We start from the raw sequence: 18,596 nt of genomic DNA, 5'->3' as shown, positions 1-18,596 counted from the left end.
CTGCACTACGACGCAGCCGGCCGGCTCACCAGTGTTAAGAAAAGGCTCAATGATGCCAGTGCTACCCTGGATAAAACCATCGCGGTAAATACCTACGATGAGTTGGGACAACTGAAAATCAAACGTTTGGGCATCGCCGGTAGTTCACAACTGGAAACGCTGACATACGATTATAATATCCGTGGCTGGCTAACAGGGATTAACAAAGCTTACGCAAGCACTGCCAACAGTTCGGCTAACTGGTTTGGACAAACGCTGGCTTATGACTCAGGCTTCACCGCTTTGCAATACAATGGAAACATTGCAGGTAGTACCTGGAAGAGTAAGAGCGACGGTATTGCGCGCGCCTATGGTTATAGCTATGATAAAGTGAATCGGCTGGTATCTGCGCCTTTTTCGCAGCAGAACAGTGGTAGCAGCAACTGGACCGTAGACCAGGAGGATTTTTCTGTGAGCAACCTGGGCTATGATGCCAACGGCAATATCATGGCTATGAGCCAGATGGGGATGGTAGGCACCGGCAAAACGATGATAGATCGTCTTACCTATACTTACCGGGCCAGCAGTAACAAACTGGCTGCTGTAGCAGATACTGCCAACACGGCCAGCGCTAAGCTGGGAGATTTTATTAACGGCACCAACAGCGGCGACGACTACGACTATGATGCCAATGGCAATCTTATCAAAGATCTCAACAAAAACATTACGGTCATCACCTATAACCACCTCAACCTGCCGGATAGCATCGTGATCACCGGCAAAGGGCGAATAAAGTACCTGTACGATGCCGCGGGTGTAAAGTGGAGAAAGATTGTAACGGATAAAACCACCAGTACGGATAAAGTGACCGTTACCGACTACATCGGCGGTTTTGCTTACCAGAACGACACGTTACAGTTTTTAGCACATGAAGAAGGTCGTATACGCCCGATATTTAAAACAGGGCAAGCCACCCAGTATCCTTTCGATTACTTTGTAAAGGATCACCTGGGCAATGTGCGTATGGTATTGACCGATCAAACCGACTTTACCATGTACGCCGCTACGATGGAAGCACCGGCAGCTGCCACGGAAACCGCCTTATTCAGCAATATCGATAATACCCGTACTGATAAACCAGTAGGTTACCCGGCAGATGAAAGCGCCGGCCAGAATGCTTCTGTAGCCAAGCTCACTGCCACGGGCGCCGGAAAAAAAATCGGACCTTCCATCGTATTGCGGGTGATGGCTGGCGATACCATTCAGCTGAGCGCCAAAGCTTTTTACAAATCGAATGGCCCTAAAGACGGGAAATCAGCTGCCGCTACTGCGGAAAACATGGTAGTAGACCTGGTGCAGGCCTTCAGTGGGAATGCCGGACAGGCCAATGGTGCACATGGCGAGGCTGCTTCTGATCAACTGACACCTTTTAACAGTAATTTCTATAACAACGACTACCGCCGCCTGAAAGAGAAAGAGCCGGATCAACCTAATGCAGATCAGCCGAAAGCGTATCTTAATTTTGTACTCTTCGATGATGAGTTTAAATTAGTAGAAGAAAACAGCGGGGTGAAACAGGTGAAAGCAACACCAGATGAGTTGCAGACGTTGGGCCAGGATAAGATGGTGATCAAAAAGACGGGGTTCCTGTATGCTTATACCAGTAATGAAAGCGTGGAGCCGGTGTTCTTTGATAATATCATACTTGGGGTTAATTCGGGGCCGTTGTTGGAGGAAACGCATTATTATCCATTTGGGTTGACAATGGCGGGGATTAGTTCCAATGCGCTTAAAGGGACGAATTACCCGATTAATAGAAATAAGTTCAATGGTATTGAATTAAATAGTGACCTTGATTTATATTCTTATGAGGCGCATTACAGGAATCTTGATCCTCAGTTAGGCAGATGGTGGCAAATCGATCCCAAACCTAATGATGCAGTGTCACCGTATGCTGGGATGGATAATAGTCCTATTCGATATAGTGACTTTTTAGGGGATACAACAATAGCTGGCGCGGGTTTTTGGAGGAATGCTTGGGAGGGATTGAAAGATGGTGGAAGGGCAACGGTCTCCTGGGTTAAGAGTTTAGGGACGGCAGAGGGAATAGGCAAAACCCTAGATGGTATGGCGGCCATGTCTCCGTTTAATGTTGACGAAGGTTCAGTTGGTGCTCGAGCCCAAATGATTGATAATACAGTCAATTATGTAGCTGATATTCCTAATAAAACTAGCGATCAAATAGGGCATGATGTCGGATATGCGACAGAGAAAATTGCAGAAACCGTTGTTGCTACGAAGGGGGCGAGTATCGTTAAAAATACTGTCGAGGGTATACAGGCAGCTGAGGCAAGTTATGTCAACCTGGCCAGTCCTTCGCGAACCGCTCATATTATTACAGGAGATGCGACGGGAGGAGGCCATGCATGGTTTGGAAGCTCCAAAAGCTTTCTGAATGGATTGACGGGGAAAAAAAGTATGTTCCCAATGACCTGGAGTAATGGGAAAATTATGAATGGAGTGTCTGAGGTTGTCACAAGTAATCCGTGGGTGCAACAAACTGGACGTGCTGGAGCAATGGTAACAAGGAGTGGGCAACCTGTTCGATTTGTAACAGAAGGAACTTATGAGGGCATAAAGATTAGAGTAATTAATACTCATAGTGAAATTATTACAGCTTTTCCAATACGTTAAATATGAATAAAATAGAAAAATTGACTTTAGCTCTAATTGATGCGGCAGGGGCATTGGGATTAAGTAAAGTTGACTTGGATAATGCAACGATTCTCTCAAATAGTCATGAATATGGCCTCGCATTTGACACAATAGTCACCCAATTATATGAATATGATATTGATATTGATATTGAGTTTTATAATCTAGTGGTAGATGTTGCCCAAAAGATGAGAATTCCTGAAAATACTTATTCTTTCATAAGGGAGCTTATTCGAGATAAGAATGTCGTCCCTAAGTCAGTTAAGGATAAATTAGCAGAAATATTACATTTGCTTAAAGATAATACGTGATTCCGTTAATGGTTATTTGTTGAAGGTAAATCAACCTCACAACTAAAAGGTATCATCTCTGGTATATCATCTGGGCCGAAATCCATAAATGTAAAATTGAGATTAATACGGATTGGCCCCTTTGCCATAGTGTGTATTATTATGGCTTTTACCTGGGTGTTCAGCGGCAATTTAGCCCTAAATATTATAACAGTGGTTGGAGAGGAGGTAGTAAAGCAAGTATTAGAACTTATAAAGTAGCTAGATGGGCAAAACATTTTATAATTTGGAGGCTATTTGGTTTCGCATGTTTAAAACTTGAATTTATGATCATTAAATGTAAAGGTGTCTTTTTGAATAAAATGGTAATTATTACGATGATTAGTGGTGGATTAATTTCTCTTGGGTTATATTTACTCTTTCCGGGAGTTAAGGGCTATTTATATTTCATGAGTATGGTGTTATTATTTTGTTCTATTATCTACATTTTTTATTTAAATAGATTTGAGTTATTGATGCTTGGAGTTGAGCAAAATGAATTGCATTTAAGCTTTATTAATAATTCATTCTTTAAGAGACACGAAATAAAGGTAGACCAAGCTCAGGTAAGAGTTAAACAGGACGGAGATAAACTAACATTTTTTATTGATGGTCAGCAACAGGCAATTATTCGTAAGTCGGCTATAAGTGAAATAGATTGGAATAAATTATTAGATCAATTCAATATTTAAGTCGGTAGTATTACATAGAGTGTGTCACAGTGATTAAAGATTAAGTTTTAATCGGTCACTAAATATAATTGATAATTGTGCTAATGTCTGATTCCAGTAGTGTACTGGCTTGTTCCACTTTGCACATATATTTTCCTGAACAAGGAATAAGAGTTTCATCAGAGCGTCTTCCGACTGGAAGGCGCCTTTTGATTTTGTGACGGCTCGCAACTGTCTGTGGAAGCCTTCTATGATATTGGTGGTATACATAATCCGGCGGACGTCCTTATTATACTGAAAATAACTGCTGAGCCTGGGCCAGTTCTTTCGCCAGGATTCGATCACTTTAGGATATTTGGCGCCCCAGTTAGATTCCAGTTGATCAAGGTTCCGTTCCGCCAAGTTAACAGTAGGCATATCAGAGACACATATTATAAATCGAAATAAATATGAAATTGCTGGCAATCTTTTTAATACTACTCTCATCTGGTTGCGCATTGAGAGCTAATAAAGTAATTGGGAACTATAAAAGTAGTTGTTATATAAATTTGTATCCAAATGTTATTTTGACAATAGATAGTTTTCATACTTTTTCGTATAAGCTTGCATATCTAGATGATAAAATTGAAGGGACTTGGGTGGTACGAAAGGATACGCTTTTTTTATTCTCGGAATGGTTCAATAAAAAAACAACTGACCGCTGGGAGCCTATATATAAGATTAGCGATCTGGATGGCATGGATGCTTATTTAATCAAGAAGAACGGACTATATATGTTGTCACGTAAAGGGGTAAATAAAGATTGTTTGTTAAACAGACAAAGCACATCCAAGTAGTTTCAGGTATTGGAGCAAACGCATTATTATCCGTTTGGACTCACCATGAGTGGGATAAGTTCGAATGCTTTAAAAGGATCGAATTACCCAGAGAACCGGATGAAGTATAACGGGAAGGAGTTGCAGAATAGGGAGTTTAATGATGGGAGTGGATTAGAGTGGTATGACTATGGAGCGAGGATGTATGATGCACAGATTGGTAGGTGGCACACTCTTGACCCATTAAGCGAAATATCAAGAAGGTTTAGTCCGTATAATTATGCCATGAATAACCCTATTAGATTTATTGATCCAGATGGTAGAGCTGTAACTGAGTATGCTTGGGGAACAAGCTATACTGGGGCGGATGCCCAGGCAGCATTCCGTCAACTTCAAGGTAGTACTGCCGATAATGATGACGACTATGTATTTAATGAGAAAGGAAGGTATGTGAGGACTGATAAGACAAATAAGGCCGATAGATTAGTGATTGAGGATTCTAAAACTAAGAAGCAAACGGCTTATGGTTTTAATGATGCTCCAACAGATGTTTCGGCTATAAATTATAGTTTGAACAAATTTGGACTTGCAGGCTTCCAAGATATACAATTTGTATTTACACTTTCCGACCAGCGAATAGAGGAAATGATGAAGGAGTCAGGTGTTGACTATAAAAACCCTATGGTTAGATTATGGTATCTTATGACAGAGTCGGTAGCGGGGAAAGTCGATTTTTCAGCATATCATCTTTCTGTTGAAGTAGCCAGAGAAAAAGGCTACTATGAATTAGATCCAGATGAGATACTTAAGCAGGATAGAGGTCCTCTTTTTATTTTGGGAAGCAGTACGGAGAGGGATTATTTTGATGATAGTGGAAAAGAAATCGGTCCTTACGTTAGCAAGTTTACAGACAATAACTCAGATTATAAGCCAAATATTCCGAGAGAGAAACATGGTCAGAGAACAAATGAGCGAGGAAACTGGAACGTATTTAAAGACGGGAAATTAGTTGGTTCCTATGATGGAAACTGGACTCCTAAAGGTAACCCTGGATTTTTTGATAACTTATTTTATAAAAAAAATTAGTTCATGAAACTATCAATTTTATTACTCGTTTTTCTTCCTTTTCTTGCCTGTCAATCAGCAGGCACCAAGAATAAGACGTATTCCATAAATGAAAGTAAAAGATCTATAATAGAGTTAAGGCAAGAAATTTTAGATAAGGGGGATTCTTTGGCATATCATGATTTGTATTTTAAGTTTGTAGACAGTGATAATGAGTATAATGAGCTGTTTTTTTACGCTTATGTAATGGCTTTTAAATACAATTATCCAAAAGCTTATATGGATGTATTCTTTATTTTATGCAAAATGTATAATGTAAAGGTGGAAGAAGGACCCATCAACTTAACTAGTATGGACACAGTATCAAAGAATCTTGCTGTCGAAAGTGTGAGACGGGCTGCTCTAATGAATTATTTAGATACAAAGGAGATTTTTAAGTCGTTAAGACAATAGGACATACTGGAAACGCTAATTTCAGATTAATAGCAGCTTGCTATTGGAAAATATGGGTCGTATGAGTGCCTTGTACAGACGATTTTGGTTTGAGTTTGAAATAGATACAGCATTTAACTATCCAGCTGGAATAGGGTTTGGCTGCGGAGTAACCGCGCTCAGTTATGAAGATGCAGTCGAAATATTAGATGAAAAGGTATTTACTACGATCAAACGTCCTCCTTTTAAAAAAATCATTGAAAACATGGATATACGAATGCTTGATAACGGGCATGTAATCCCTAATATGGAGTCCCCTGTATATCGTGGTATTTGGTTTCCATTGGGCTATAGTTAGCATGTAGAAGGAGATTTTCACTTGGTACAAAGAATATTTTAAAGCAAATAGCATGTATTCTGATGAAAGAATTAATGAGAAAGGAGCCTCTTGATAAATTGAGTGGATACATTGAAAGAGAAGATATTTCATCTCCTAAGTTCAAGTTTGATGAAAACGGGTTAAGTATTAGCTCGCCAGTCTTCAACTATAATAGCATTACTACATTAGTTCTGTTGCCGCTGATCATATTCTTGATGCAGAAAGCAAATTTTTTTATAGGATTATTGTTGTTAGGGATAGCACTCTTCTCTCTATGGTACGAATTCGAATCAGTTAACGATTTTGAGATCAATTTTGATAATAATTGCTCAATAATAAAACGGAGGAATCCAATTACGCGGCTCTTCTTTTTTATAAACCAGGAAGTGAGGTTTGCAGTTGCTAATATTGCTGGATTCTCCTATAGATCAACTCAGCAGAAGCCGTCGTTCAGAAGATATCGCCTTTATGTTACCCTGGAAAACGGTGATGAATTTTTATTTTCTGATATTGGATCAGAAACAAGGGCAAATGAAATTGTACTTCTTTTGAACAATGTGTTCAAGTAGACAGTTTGCTGAAATATGATAGTAAATGAAAGGAGTAAAGCTAGTCTTAATATTTGTTGTAATCATTGCGGTTGTTGCAGGTTTGCTGTATTTTATTTCCACCACTGCAAATAAGTCAAAATCTGATAAGCTTGAATTAATCAATAAGCGCTATGGTTATTCCAAAGGAGTTATTGTAAGGTTGCAGTCTTACAAGGGGCATAGTATTGAGGTAAAGTATCAGATTGGGAATAAGGACTATAAGTATGGTGGTGGATGGGATAGTAACCCACATGGTTTGAGAAAGGGTGATTCTATTAGCTTTCGATATGCCTTAGATGCACCCGAAATGATAGTGACGGAATTAGATGAAGGATATTAGTATTTGAAGAATGTTGCTTCGAAAAATGTTATGATATGACTGAAAGCAATATTATCAAATGCTAAACAATGCATGACATATATAACCGGCACTATTGCTGTAATAGATCGTTTAAAGTCTGAAGTTTATAGAAATGAGTTATAAGAAGTTATTGAATCTGGTACCCTTTTTTATGTTACTTGTATTTACGACAGTGGCATGGATAGATATTTTGGCTGTAACACACGCGGCAAAGATCAGACATTTCATTGGCGGTGGCTTGGTACTGATAAATATGATGTTATATTTCTTTAGCTTCAGAATGGGCGTTTTATGGACCGGTATCACATTGTTACTGGCTGTAATTAACCTGGCTGCTTTCACCATCAACATCACCACCTGGCAATTTTCGATAGGCTCCTTAAAGTTTCCTGTTTTTCAACCGCTGGCATTAGTGCTATTTACAGTTTTTTGATATTGAACTTGAAATATCTTCTCATAGCATTCGGAGAGAAGAAAGAATAGCGTTTTTGTGCGTTACTAAAGGATCTAAAACATAAATAATTGACTTATGAGTTTTGATTTTGACCACTGTTATTAGCATGACTCCAGGAGATAAAGTTACCATGAACAAACTAAAGAATATATTAACGGGAATTACGCTTTTAATGATGTTTAGTTATTTCTTTTATAAGATAGGGAAGGTCCAGTTGACAAAACACTTATTAAAATATGATGCGCAGCAAGCCAGGGCTGTAATTGTTGATGACAAAAATTACTGGGGTAATAGTCCCGTGAGTCATACCTGGTCTTATTCTTATCGTTTTTATGTTAATGGAAGAGCATATAATAATGACTCGCAAGACCCACAGGTCCGGATAGGAGATTCTATAGATATCCAGTATGTGAAGGATTGGCCCATTTTTAACAGGCCAGTACTAAAATAGTATATCTGCAGACATGCCTGCAGATATACTATTTTAGCTCTATACAGCCTACACCCTCACCACCAGTTTCCCCTGCGTTTTCCCCGTTGCCACCTGCATATGCGCCTTGCCCATCTCCTCAAATTCAAACGTCTGCGCCACAATTGACCGCAGTTCCCCGCGCTCCATCAACGCTGCAATAGACTTCATATCCTCGCCATTGGAGTGTACTACTAAGCGATGTGTGTATATATTTCTGGCGGCGGCCTTTTGCTGAAGGGCTTCATCGATGTTGCCGAGAAGGGAAATCAGGCGACCTCCATTTTTCAATACAGACAGGGAGCGTTCCAGGTGGCCGGGAATGGCTTGTGTGTCTATTACGAGGTCTATGTCTTTCACTACGGTTTCGAAGGGTTGCTGGGTGTAGTCAACATGTTCATCGGCGCCTAGTTCCAGTACGGTGGTTTTTTTGGCGGGCGATGCAGAGGCGATTACATGCGCGCCAAAGTGTTTGGCGATCTGGATGGCATAGTGACCTACCCCGCCAGCGGCGCTGTGAATGAGTACGCTGTCGCCTTTCTTTACCTGGCCGTAGGTTACCAGGGCTTGCCAGGCGGTGAGGGCGGCCAGCGTGGCGGCGGCGGCTTCTTCGAAAGTGGTGCCGGCGGGTTTCAGGGCCAGCTGGTTTTCGGGAGCGGCTACGTATTCGGCGTAGGCTTTACCATGACCGGGGAAGTTAACCATGCCAAATACGGTGTCGCCGGTTTTGAGGTGGGTAACGGCTTTGCCGGTGGCTACTACTTCTCCGGCGATGTCCCATCCGAGGATGATGTCTTCCCCGGCGGTGGGGCGAACATAGGCTTTTAGTGCTTCGTCTACGGCTCTTACGTAGTTGTCTACCGGGTTGATGCTGATGGCTTTGTTGCGGATCAATACCTCATTGTCTTTGATAGCTGGCGTTGGAACTTCTTTTGCGACCAGATTTTCTACGCCGCCCGTCTGTTGTAATACGATTGCTTTCATATAAGTAGTTTGTTTTTTGTGATTTGATGAGTCAAAATTCCAATAAATTTGTAGTTCACCCCTTGTATCAATTGGGGTTCATTTTGTACAAATTCAGGTTATGCAGGTAATAAATCTTTATAAACCGTTCGACATCATATATGTGGAGGAAGAGGTATGCCCGATGGGACAGCACCGGAATAATTTCTTTGAGCTGGTATATATTCTAAAGGGTACAGGCACTTTGCACAACAACCAGCATGTATACGACTATGCAGAAGAAAATTTTTTCCTGATGATGCCGCAAAATACCGTGCATACCAGGGTTAGTACACGAACTGCTTTTGTATTCATCCGGTTTAACGGCATCTACCTGGAGGCGCAACGCGCCGGCAATCCGCATAGTAACCTGGGCGACTGGGCCCGGAAACTGGAGTATATTTTCCATAATAATCACCACTTCCCGGGTTGTATCCTGCAAAATAAAGATGATAAGCCCGTGGTAAGGGCGCTGATGAATGCCCTGATACTGGAATATTCCCGGGAGCAGTCCATGCGCAATGAGGTGGTGCAACAGCTGGTAAATACCATTATCACCATAGTAGCCCGCAACGTATCGCTGATGCGGCCGGAGCCTGCAGCACCGGGAAATAGCGAGGTGTCCAACGAAATTATCAGTTATATACACCAGAACATCTACTACCCGGAGATGCTTAAGGCGGAGAAATTAGCGGCGAAGTTCAATATCTCCCAAAACTATATCGGGGAATATATCAAGAAGCTCACCGGCAATACCATACAGCGGTATATCACCAATTATAAGCTGAAGCTGGTGGAAACCCGGTTGCAGTATAGCGATATGCGGATGAGTGAAATTGTGGAAGAGTTGGGCTTCACAGATGAAAGTCATCTCAACAAAACCTTTAAGAAGTATAACGGGATCAACCCTACGGAATACCGGAAAAAGATGTGGGCAGAAAGGAATTATCAGCCGGGCATGAGCGGCTGATAATTCCGCGGCACTACATGGTCATTAACACGGCCACATAATGGCAGATAGCGGCTGCCAATACCAGCAGGTGCCAGATGGCGTGGGTATATTTGTATTTATCCCAGATATAAAAAATAACCCCAATCGTGTATAAGCCGCCGCCAATGGCCAGCATGATCATCACGGGCAGGGGCAGCGTGTCGAAAAAGCGCCGCCCGCCGGCTACCATAATCCAGCCCATGGCGAGGTAAATGATGGTAGATATGATATCATATTTCCCCGTAAACCAGATCTTAAAGAACACCCCTATCAGCGTAAGACTCCAGAGTACCGACAACAAGGTAATCCCAAAGGTATTGTTCATATACACCAATAGAAACGGCGTATACGTGCCGGCAATCAAAAAGTATATGCTGATATGGTCGAATACGAGGAACAGCTTCTTAATGGCCGTTTCCTGCGATAGATGATAGATCGTGGAATTGGTAAATAATAAGATAAAACAGAAGGTATAAATACAAGCGCCCACAATACCGGGTGTATTACCATGTGTGGCAGCTATCCCCGCGAGCATAGGCAGCGCGCTTACCCCGAAAATAACGCCCAGCCCATGTATGAGTCCATTTACTATTTCTTGGTGACGGCTATACCCGTTTGCGTTTTTACTGACTGGCATGGTGACTTTTTTTGCTATTGAAGCCTTTTATTGATGCTACGGTTACAAAAGTAGGACAATAATCACCCGGGGCTGATAGAGTTTATCTATTTCGTTATAAACCACTTCAGTATTATAAAGAGAGATGGGAGAAGAGCCGTGCTATCTGTAGCGTGGCTCTTCTCCCATCTCTTCCCAAAAAATAAAAATATCAGTAAACAGGTTTTACCCCTTTCGCATTCCAATAGTCGATAATAGGTGTGTAAGGCCCAAACTTGTGCTGCGCAACGGAGAAAGTATCTGCAAAAGGACCATGGTCGTAGTCGATGGCTTTTTCGGCGATATGCGGATAGTCAAAGCTTTTCGGATTAGGCCGCGGATGAATAGCATCGTTGTTTACAAAGGCGGCAATGTCCAGCGCATCGGCATCGGAGAGGAACGGTTTACCCGGCATGGCCTTATCGAAAGGCATATTGTTTTTCAGCCATTCCGCCTGCTTAATTATCCGGTGCATACTGGACCCCGGCTGATAGGAGCTGTTGCCCCAGAGCGGAGGATATACATAGGTGCTTTTATCGGCATTCCATTGCCCTTCTCCATTGGCGCCATGGCAGCGGGAGCAGTTGGCCTGGTACAGCACCTGACCATGTTCCGGGCTGGCGGCGGTAGCAGGGAAACTTACGGCCAAATTTTTAGCGCCTTTAAAATGCGTACCCTTGGGCACAAAGCTGTTGATCCATTTGAGGTAAGCCAGGAAGGCCACCATTTCTTTGCTGTCCAGCGGCAAGGGCTTGCCGTTGTGCGGACGGGTAAGGCAATTGTTGACCCGCTCCGCCAGCGTTAATACTTTACCCTCCCGGCCCCTGTATTGCGGGTAGTTTTCATGCGATGCCATCAGGTTAAAGGAAAATGCCTTGGTACCCGCATCCTGGTGACAGTTGGTACAGTTGAGTTTATTGCCGGCATATTTCCCGGCGCTTCCATCCGGACCTATATATCGCGCGGTGTTCACCATCAGCTCCCGGCCATAACGCACGGCTTCTCCAAATTGATCATGAGGAATCAGGCTGGTATCGGCGCTGTAATATTTTTCCGCATCGGCTATCGCCAGCGTAGTTTTTTTACTCTCTGCAGATGAGCCACAGGAAGCTATCATAGCATATCCGCCCACGGCTATCAAACTCATCACTATTAAGTTTCTCATGTGTTGTCTTTTTAGGTAGATGTTAATGCGGATATCCCGGCTGTGCTACAAATGGCGCCACGTCTTCTGCCGGGATAAAAGAAGCCCGGTAGGATGACATGCCCTTTCTCAACAGCCATAAAAACCTGCCACGCTTATCGGTCAGTATCACGGTATTGCGCTTGGTGGCGCATTGCAACAGTGTGCTGTCATTAACCAGGTAGCTGCTGCCCATTCGCTCGTTGTAATTTTCCGGCGGCAATTTAGTATCGAGCGTTAGCTGCGCCTGTCGCTTGTCTTCATCCAGTTTAAATGCCAGTGTACGGGATATTTTTTTGCTGACGCCATTGTCAAAAAACATCAGGTCGCCCTGTTTGTTGATGTGAATAGCGTGGGCCTGGTCAAACAGGGCAGAATCGGGCAGGGGGAAGTCCCCGTTTTTGCCGAATGTCCATAGGCGTTTGCCGGTGTGGGCATCTATCTTCCAGATCTGTCCATTGTTATAAAATGATACCAGGTAGTTGCCATCTGTGTCGAATGCAATGCAGTTGGCGTGCATCCAATCTCTTTTTTCTTTGGAGATATTTTTATCGTCCAAAGGATTCAGTGCGTCAAATACTGTCCATTTCCATACCTGTTTGCCCTGCCGGTCCAGCACCAGGATGCCGTCGCCTTTCACGGTATCTTTTTCTAATCCCCCTTTGCTGCGCAGGTCTACTATTCTTTCTTCCACGCAGAGCGTCACCAGTTGATTTTTTGGATTTAATAGTATTTCGTGGTGGATGGTTTGTTGAAAGTCGCCTTGTCCCTTTTTTAGGTTCAGCAGCGTATCGCCGGTGAGCGATACTTCCAGCAGCTGGTCGCCATAGCTGGTTTCATAACCGGGTCCGCCCAGCAGGGCCAGGAAGGTATGCTGGTCGGTGAAACGGGCTACCTTGAAACCGGTGCCGCTCACCTGGTGATACCATACGATCTCTCCTTTGGCATTCAACAGGAACAATACGCCCGGGTCTTCCCGGCGTGATACCATTACGTATCCTGTCCGGAAGGCCGCCGGTAGTACCGAGCTATCGGGACAGACAACGCTGAACATATCTTTCATCCACACCGGGAAATCGTTGGTGGTAAAGGAATACACCTTGCTGGGGTAAAGTGCTTTACCATGGCCGGTTAGAATGCGGTATTCATAAGCTTGTACCGGTTGGAGGTTGGTGAGTACGATGGTATGACGAAGTTGGTGGGTAGACAATGGCGCTGTGCTGCGCTGTTGCTCCTTTCCTTTGGGCCAGTATTCCACGGTGGCATCTACCGTGTCGGTACACTGTACAGTAACGCTTACTTTCAGGGCATTTTGCCCTCGTGGCGCCAGGCGAATTTCGGATATATCATGCCCCCCGCTGTTACAGGCGGGCAGGCACCATAAAAACGCTGCTGCCATTGATACCAATGGCAGCATGCGTTGTATTATATTCCATCTCATCATCATGTCTAATGTTGAAGCATTAAAGTTAGTGACGGCGGTCGCTATTATTTAAACTTTTATTTAGATCTGCCTGTGCCTGAGGATAAGGGAAATATTTATCTCTTGGCAGGGCAATGGAAGCTGTTTTTCCTACGGCAGTCAGGTAAGTGTTTACTACGCTTTCGTATTTGCCCATGCGGATGAGATCTTGTCTGCGTTTGCATTCGAAGAAAAATTCCCAGCCACGTTCCTGCAGAATCGCGTCGCGGAGCGATTGTTTGCTGAAGGTGGCGGCGCTACCCAGGCCGGTGGCATGAGAGCGGCTTTTTACCCGGTTAATGAGGCCAATGGCTTCATCGGTAGGGCCATTCAGTTCGTTGAGCGCTTCGGCGCGGCAAAGCAGGATGTCGGCGTAACGGAGAATCGGGAATACGTGACCATCGTAGTAAGTGGTAGAGCCCTTAGGATCGGCAAATTTAGTAGTGGCCACATCAGGCATGTAGTAGAAACCGGCAGGCGGATTTGTTTGCCCGGCAGGCGCCTGCATGTAATGGAGTCCGTCGGTACCAATGTAATCGTAGTAGAACATTTGTTTACGATCATCGTTAGATGCAAAGGTATTCCAGAAGTACCAGGTGAGGGCAAAGTACTGCCATCTGTCGGTTACCACCGGGTTGTTGATAGGACCGAAATGGTTCATGATTTCCACGGCATCGTTCAGCGGGTCGGCCAGTGCGCTGAAGATGCTTTCCTGGCACCATTTGTTTTTTTCTGCAAACAAGCCGGCGTAGGAGGGATACAGGTCGTAGCCCAGCTTCATGATTTCGGTGGTGAGATCCAGTGCTTTCTGCCACTCGTGTTCACGCATGTAGAGTTTGCACAGCAATGACATGGCGGCGCCTTTGGTAGCACGACCAACATCATTGGTGGTGTAGATATCGCTGCTCAGGTAATTGACAGGCAGTGTTTGCGCGGCATATTCCAGGTCGCTGATGATCAGTTTATTGATGTCCGCTACTGGTGTTGTTGGTACAGGTGCATCAAAGGAGGGGTTTGTTTGATTCTGTGCCACAGTTTGTTCTGTTACCATGATCACCGGGCCAAAAGCATCAGTCAGGTCTACATAGCCTAATGCCCGCAGAAATCGGAGTTCTGCCGTAAATTGATTTTTCTGTGCATCTGTGATGCTGGTCATTTTCGGAATGAAATAAAGAGAAATATTAGCATCGGTGACCAGTTTATATTGGTGCTGCCAGGCGAAAGCCAAGTAGGTATTGGCGGGCGCCCATTGGCAATCCGACATCAGCCCTACGTCACCACCGGAACTGGCATGTCCTACATCGGTTGTGAGATCGGAAATGGTTACCTGGAAGCCTGCGTAGTACATCCAGGCATCGGAGCGGCCACTGGGCTGCTTTAACCGGGAGTAAACGCCATTTACTGCGGCCTTGGCATCACTCAGCGTCATGAAGGCATTGCTGCCGGTGAGCGTACTGTATACTTTGGGTTCCACCAGTTTTTTACAGGAAGTTGTTCCTAATAAGAGTGCGGTGAATGCGATATATGCGTATTTCATTTGTTCCGGAATTTACAGGTTAAAAATTCAGTTTAAGGCCCGCGGTAAACGTGCGATAAGCAGGGAAGGCGGTGTAATCCAACCCGGAAGAAAGGTTGGCGTTGGAGCCGCTGCTATTCAGGTTGGTATTTACCTCGGGATCTGATCCTGTATATTTAGTAATCGTAAATAAGTTTTGTACTGATCCGTATACTTTCACATTTCTCAGGCTTTTCAGGAACGTTTTGGCTACGGGCAGGTTATATCCCAGTGTGATCATTTTACAACGCAGGTAAGCAGCGTTTTCCACGAAACGGGAGTTGATCAAACCGCCGTAAGCAATGGCGTATCCATCCCGGGGAATATTGGTATTTTCGTTACTGGTCGTCCACCTGTTCAGCGCTGCTTTACCAGGGCCGGATTCCAGTACCTCGGAAGTGGCGTTGTATAGACTATAATCCAGCGCGCCCTGCAGGAAGATGTTCAGCTCAAAATTTTTCCAGGTAAAGCTGTTATTGATACCGTAGATGTAATGTGGGTTGGCATGGCCCAGGTAAGTACGGTCGTTAGCATCAATGATACCATCAGGTTTGCCATTGGGGCCGCTGATGTCTTTGAATTTAGGATCGCCCGGTTTGGAGTTGGGTTGTGCGGTGTGTGCTTCACCGGTTTTGATCACACCATCATACACATAGCCGTAAAAAGTGCTGAGCTCCTGTCCTTTTTCCAGCTTGGTGAAATCAAGGCCACGGCCTCCATACAGGTTGGCTGTTTGGGTAATGATATAAGGACGATCGGCAAGATCGAGCACCGTTTGTTTGTTATAAGCAATGTTGAGGGTAGTGTTCCAGGTAAATGATTTACTGTTCACGTTTTGCGTTGTAACAGACAACTCAATTCCCCGGTTGCTGATACCGCCGGCATTCACCGTTTGCGTACTGAATCCATTCCAGTCGCCGATAGGGATATCGAAGATCAGGTCGTAGGTTCTTTTCCGGTAGTAGTCGATCGTGGCCATGATGCGGTTGTTGAAGAAGCCCATATCAACACCCAGGTCGAGCTGAGAGGTACTTTCCCAGTGCAGGTTGGCATTAGACTGGCGTGTTATCACCGTGCCTCCGTAGCTGTCGCTACCCATTCCCAGTGATACGTTGGTAGGACCGTAGGTATCCAGGTAGATCAGGTCGGGCACCCTGTCATTACCGGTTAAACCATAACCACCTCTGAATTTCAGGCTGGAAAACACATTCAGGTTTTTGATAAATTCTTCTTCACCGGCTCTCCAGGCGATAGAGCCGGAGGGGTAGTTACCATAGCGGTAGTTGCCTCCGAATTTGGAAGAGCCATCGCGACGGAAGGTAAAGGTGAGCAGGTATTTATCTTTCAGGGAGTAGTTTAAACGACCATAGGCAGAAGCGATCTTAGCTGAGAGGTCAGAGCTGCTGCTGGCGAGGCGTTCGGTACCACCATCAAGGTTATGATACAGGTAAGCATCTGTACTGAATTTTTGCACCTGCGAATAATGACGGGTAGACGCATCGGATTGGTAGGATACCCCTGCCACCACGTTAAAAGAGTGTATTTGATTCAATACTTTTTTATAGGTGAAATAGGCTTCCACCAGGTTGCGGGTGGTAGACAAATCGTTGATACTGGCTTTGCCGCCTACTTTTTCGCCATCCACGAGGTCGCGGGGCAGGTAAGTACCTTCTTTGGTAGTGGCGTATTCTGTTCCGCCATTTACACGAAAATTAAACCCATCCAGGATCTGGAAGTCGGCGTATGCGTTGATGTTGACTTTGTTTTCGAACCGGTCGTTGGTAGGCGCCAGCAGCCAGGCCAGCGGGTTGTCGCGGCCTTTGAACCGCGCAAAAGTACCATTGTCATTATACACCGGTATGGCCGGAGAAGCGGTTAGTACGCCATACATTACGTTAGACGGAACGATGTTGCCGTCGTAGGTTTTGAAGTTGGTATAGGCATGTGAACCGTATACGCTGGCGCCGGTTTTAAAGCGGGTGGTAAACTGGCGGTCGTAGTTTAACCGAACGGAGTACCTTTCATACGCTGTGTTTTTCAATGCGCCGTCCTGACGGAAGTAGTTACCCGATAAGGATACGCGGTCTTCCGGCGTACCGCCGCTTACGCTGAGGCTATGGCTTTGTACCATACCGGGGCGGGTAGCCAGCTGGAACCAGTCGTTGTTACGGCCGCTGGCCAGATCGGCAGCGGTATAGTAAGCTGGTTGTCCTTTTTCGATGGCTTTGGCGTTGGTGACCTGCATATTTTCGAGGCCGTTCATTTTATCGTATTCTTTTACAATCCGCTGAACGCCATAGTAGCCATCATATTGGATATTTGGCTTGCCTGATTTTCCTCTTTTGGTGGTGATCATCACTACGCCATTGGCGCCACGGGCGCCGTAGATGGCGGTGGAGGAAGCATCTTTAAGGATTTGTATATCATCAATATCGTTCGGGTTGATGTCCTTTCCGGTTTCAGAAGGGAAACCATCTACCACATATAGTGGTTCGTTGGTAGATTTGATGGAGTTACCACCACGGATACGAACGATGGTTTGTCCGCCCGGCGCCGAATTCGACTGGCTTACCTGAACGCCGGCTGCCCGTCCCTGTATGGCTTGTGCCGCATTGGAGGTAACGCCGCCGTTGTTCATCTGGTCGCTGCTGATGGAGCTGATAGACCCGGTGAGGTCTCTCTTTTTGGTAGTACCATACCCTACCACCACTACGTCGGTGAGGTTAGCTACATCTTCTTCCAGCGATACTTTCAGGGCGCTGTTTTTGCCATCTATTTTCATCGACCAGGGTTTGTAACCCATCACGCTCACTTCGAGCGTTTCTCCCGGGTTGACATTGATGGTAAAGCTACCGTCTGGTTTTGATACGGTACCTTGCCGGGTGCCTTTTACGGTGATGGTGGCTCCTGGGAGTGGTTGACCTTTGGCGTTGGTAACCACTCCGTGGATCTCCACCGGCGGAGCCGGTGTGCTGGCTGGTGGCAACGGGGCAGCCTTTGTTTTAACAATAATAGCCCCTCCTTCGATAGTGTAGGTGAGTGGCTGGTTGCGCATGATGATATTCAGCGCTTCGCTAACCGGCATATTGTTGACTACAATATTGGCTTTGCCGCTTTTTTCCAGCAGGGCTTCATCTGCCAGGATGTTTAAGCCCGTTTGCTTGTTGATTTCCCGGAATACTTCTTTGGCAGATGCATTTTTAAAGGAAAGGCTTACCAGCTGTTGTTGCTGCGACGTAGCCGCATTGGCCTGCATACTGGTAGCGAAGCAAAGCAGGGAGACCAGTCCCCTGAGCTTGAGATGTTTGGTTGAACGCCGGTGGCTATCACACCGCGTACCCGCAATAGTGGATTGCATACTCTACTGAGTTTTGATTTAGATAAATGGTTTGGTTGAGCGTTACAGTATTCTATTCTATCTATGTTATGCTGGCACTCACCCTGACTATTGGTTGATATAATTGTTCACCTATATCCTGTTACTTAATT

The 18,596-nt window shown here is 44.8% G+C and carries 18 protein-coding genes; 11 read left to right on the top strand and 7 right to left on the bottom strand.

What is annotated here, in order from left to right; genetic code table 11:
- The 3 genes from FHW36_RS28785 to FHW36_RS28775 form a co-directional block, all read left to right on the top strand.
- The coding region (locus FHW36_RS28785; protein ID WP_186452664.1) for an RHS repeat-associated core domain-containing protein at window positions 1-2,673 on the top strand (2,673 nt) is incomplete at its 5' end.
- A gap of 2 nt (window positions 2,674-2,675) precedes the next feature.
- Window positions 2,676-3,005 (top strand): MafI family immunity protein, encoded by a 330-nt coding sequence (locus FHW36_RS28780; RefSeq protein ID WP_145674702.1) that lies wholly within the window; start codon window positions 2,676-2,678, stop codon window positions 3,003-3,005.
- A 305-nt stretch (window positions 3,006-3,310) separates the two neighbouring features.
- The gene (locus tag FHW36_RS28775) at window positions 3,311-3,715 is read left to right on the top strand and encodes a hypothetical protein (RefSeq protein ID WP_145674694.1); all 405 of its coding nucleotides are present in this window, start codon (window positions 3,311-3,313) and stop codon (window positions 3,713-3,715) included.
- A gap of 33 nt (window positions 3,716-3,748) precedes the next feature.
- Here the strand turns inward: FHW36_RS28775 and FHW36_RS31115 are convergent, their stop codons facing one another.
- A complete protein-coding gene (locus FHW36_RS31115) occupies window positions 3,749-4,180 on the bottom strand; it encodes a transposase (protein ID WP_186452663.1) in 432 nt (143 codons plus the stop codon).
- Between FHW36_RS31115 and FHW36_RS30645 the strand changes: the two genes are divergently transcribed.
- The 7 genes from FHW36_RS30645 to FHW36_RS28740 all read left to right on the top strand — a co-directional run bounded on the left by FHW36_RS30645 (window position 4,144) and on the right by FHW36_RS28740 (window position 7,769).
- Window positions 4,144-4,530: a hypothetical protein gene (locus FHW36_RS30645; RefSeq protein WP_186452665.1), complete on the top strand. Its 387-nt coding sequence runs from the start codon at window positions 4,144-4,146 to the stop codon at window positions 4,528-4,530. The two genes, FHW36_RS31115 and FHW36_RS30645, sit on opposite strands and share 37 nt — an antisense overlap.
- A gap of 9 nt (window positions 4,531-4,539) precedes the next feature.
- Window positions 4,540-5,595: an RHS repeat-associated core domain-containing protein gene (locus FHW36_RS28765; RefSeq protein ID WP_262713408.1), complete on the top strand. Its 1,056-nt coding sequence runs from the start codon at window positions 4,540-4,542 to the stop codon at window positions 5,593-5,595.
- A gap of 3 nt (window positions 5,596-5,598) precedes the next feature.
- Window positions 5,599-6,027, top strand: coding sequence for a hypothetical protein (locus tag FHW36_RS28760; protein ID WP_145674682.1), 429 nt, complete (start codon window positions 5,599-5,601; stop codon window positions 6,025-6,027).
- 61 nt (window positions 6,028-6,088) lie between these two features.
- Window positions 6,089-6,364, top strand: coding sequence for a hypothetical protein (locus tag FHW36_RS28755; protein ID WP_145674680.1), 276 nt, complete (start codon window positions 6,089-6,091; stop codon window positions 6,362-6,364).
- A gap of 62 nt (window positions 6,365-6,426) precedes the next feature.
- A complete protein-coding gene (locus tag FHW36_RS28750) occupies window positions 6,427-6,954 on the top strand; it encodes a hypothetical protein (RefSeq protein ID WP_145674678.1) in 528 nt (175 codons plus the stop codon).
- 25 nt (window positions 6,955-6,979) lie between these two features.
- Entirely contained in the window at window positions 6,980-7,315 is a 336-nt protein-coding gene (locus FHW36_RS28745) for a B3 domain-containing protein (RefSeq protein WP_145674676.1), read from the top strand.
- 172 nt (window positions 7,316-7,487) lie between these two features.
- A complete protein-coding gene (locus FHW36_RS28740) occupies window positions 7,488-7,769 on the top strand; it encodes a hypothetical protein (protein ID WP_145674674.1) in 282 nt (93 codons plus the stop codon).
- A 520-nt stretch (window positions 7,770-8,289) separates the two neighbouring features.
- On the opposite strand, the gene FHW36_RS28735 is transcribed toward FHW36_RS28740, so the two are convergent.
- Window positions 8,290-9,243: an NADP-dependent oxidoreductase gene (locus FHW36_RS28735; RefSeq protein ID WP_145674672.1), complete on the bottom strand. Its 954-nt coding sequence runs from the start codon at window positions 9,241-9,243 to the stop codon at window positions 8,290-8,292.
- A 100-nt stretch (window positions 9,244-9,343) separates the two neighbouring features.
- Between FHW36_RS28735 and FHW36_RS28730 the strand changes: the two genes are divergently transcribed.
- A complete protein-coding gene (locus tag FHW36_RS28730; protein WP_145674670.1) occupies window positions 9,344-10,231 on the top strand; it encodes an AraC family transcriptional regulator in 888 nt (295 codons plus the stop codon).
- 13 nt (window positions 10,232-10,244) lie between these two features.
- Here the strand turns inward: FHW36_RS28730 and trhA are convergent, their stop codons facing one another.
- The 5 genes from trhA to FHW36_RS28705 form a co-directional block, all read right to left on the bottom strand.
- Window positions 10,245-10,889: a PAQR family membrane homeostasis protein TrhA gene (gene trhA / locus FHW36_RS28725; RefSeq protein ID WP_145674668.1), complete on the bottom strand. Its 645-nt coding sequence runs from the start codon at window positions 10,887-10,889 to the stop codon at window positions 10,245-10,247.
- A 190-nt stretch (window positions 10,890-11,079) separates the two neighbouring features.
- Entirely contained in the window at window positions 11,080-12,072 is a 993-nt protein-coding gene (locus FHW36_RS28720) for a c-type cytochrome (RefSeq protein ID WP_145674666.1), read from the bottom strand.
- A gap of 22 nt (window positions 12,073-12,094) precedes the next feature.
- Entirely contained in the window at window positions 12,095-13,531 is a 1,437-nt protein-coding gene (locus tag FHW36_RS28715; protein ID WP_186452662.1) for an aryl-sulfate sulfotransferase, read from the bottom strand.
- 28 nt (window positions 13,532-13,559) lie between these two features.
- Window positions 13,560-15,089, bottom strand: a complete 1,530-nt coding sequence (locus FHW36_RS28710) for a RagB/SusD family nutrient uptake outer membrane protein (RefSeq protein WP_145674662.1) — start codon at window positions 15,087-15,089, stop codon at window positions 13,560-13,562.
- Between the two features lie 19 nt (window positions 15,090-15,108).
- Entirely contained in the window at window positions 15,109-18,465 is a 3,357-nt protein-coding gene (locus tag FHW36_RS28705) for a TonB-dependent receptor (protein ID WP_145674660.1), read from the bottom strand.
- Between the last annotated feature and the right edge of the window lie 131 nt (window positions 18,466-18,596).

Origin of the sequence: Chitinophaga polysaccharea (genome assembly GCF_007829335.1) — a bacterium.
Classification (GTDB): Bacteria; Bacteroidota; Bacteroidia; order Chitinophagales; family Chitinophagaceae; genus Chitinophaga; species Chitinophaga polysaccharea_B.
This window is presented reverse-complemented; position numbering and strand designations above follow the sequence as displayed.

Excerpts from the sequence above, each read along its gene's own strand:
- FHW36_RS28780 (WP_145674702.1), top strand. The coding sequence starts at position 2,676 with ATGAATAAAATAGAAAAATTGACTTTAGCTCTAATTGATGCGGCAGGG.
- FHW36_RS28775 (WP_145674694.1), top strand. The coding sequence starts at position 3,311 with ATGATCATTAAATGTAAAGGTGTCTTTTTGAATAAAATGGTAATTATT.
- FHW36_RS30645 (WP_186452665.1), top strand. The coding sequence starts at position 4,144 with ATGAAATTGCTGGCAATCTTTTTAATACTACTCTCATCTGGTTGCGCA.
- FHW36_RS31115 (WP_186452663.1), bottom strand. The coding sequence starts at position 4,180 with ATGAGAGTAGTATTAAAAAGATTGCCAGCAATTTCATATTTATTTCGA.
- FHW36_RS28760 (WP_145674682.1), top strand. The coding sequence starts at position 5,599 with ATGAAACTATCAATTTTATTACTCGTTTTTCTTCCTTTTCTTGCCTGT.
- FHW36_RS28755 (WP_145674680.1), top strand. The coding sequence starts at position 6,089 with ATGAGTGCCTTGTACAGACGATTTTGGTTTGAGTTTGAAATAGATACA.
- FHW36_RS28750 (WP_145674678.1), top strand. The coding sequence starts at position 6,427 with ATGAAAGAATTAATGAGAAAGGAGCCTCTTGATAAATTGAGTGGATAC.
- FHW36_RS28745 (WP_145674676.1), top strand. The coding sequence starts at position 6,980 with ATGAAAGGAGTAAAGCTAGTCTTAATATTTGTTGTAATCATTGCGGTT.
- FHW36_RS28740 (WP_145674674.1), top strand. The coding sequence starts at position 7,488 with ATGTTACTTGTATTTACGACAGTGGCATGGATAGATATTTTGGCTGTA.
- FHW36_RS28735 (WP_145674672.1), bottom strand. The coding sequence starts at position 9,243 with ATGAAAGCAATCGTATTACAACAGACGGGCGGCGTAGAAAATCTGGTC.
- FHW36_RS28730 (WP_145674670.1), top strand. The coding sequence starts at position 9,344 with ATGCAGGTAATAAATCTTTATAAACCGTTCGACATCATATATGTGGAG.
- trhA (WP_145674668.1), bottom strand. The coding sequence starts at position 10,889 with ATGCCAGTCAGTAAAAACGCAAACGGGTATAGCCGTCACCAAGAAATA.
- FHW36_RS28720 (WP_145674666.1), bottom strand. The coding sequence starts at position 12,072 with ATGAGAAACTTAATAGTGATGAGTTTGATAGCCGTGGGCGGATATGCT.
- FHW36_RS28715 (WP_186452662.1), bottom strand. The coding sequence starts at position 13,531 with ATGAGATGGAATATAATACAACGCATGCTGCCATTGGTATCAATGGCA.
- FHW36_RS28710 (WP_145674662.1), bottom strand. The coding sequence starts at position 15,089 with ATGAAATACGCATATATCGCATTCACCGCACTCTTATTAGGAACAACT.
- FHW36_RS28705 (WP_145674660.1), bottom strand. The coding sequence starts at position 18,465 with ATGCAATCCACTATTGCGGGTACGCGGTGTGATAGCCACCGGCGTTCA.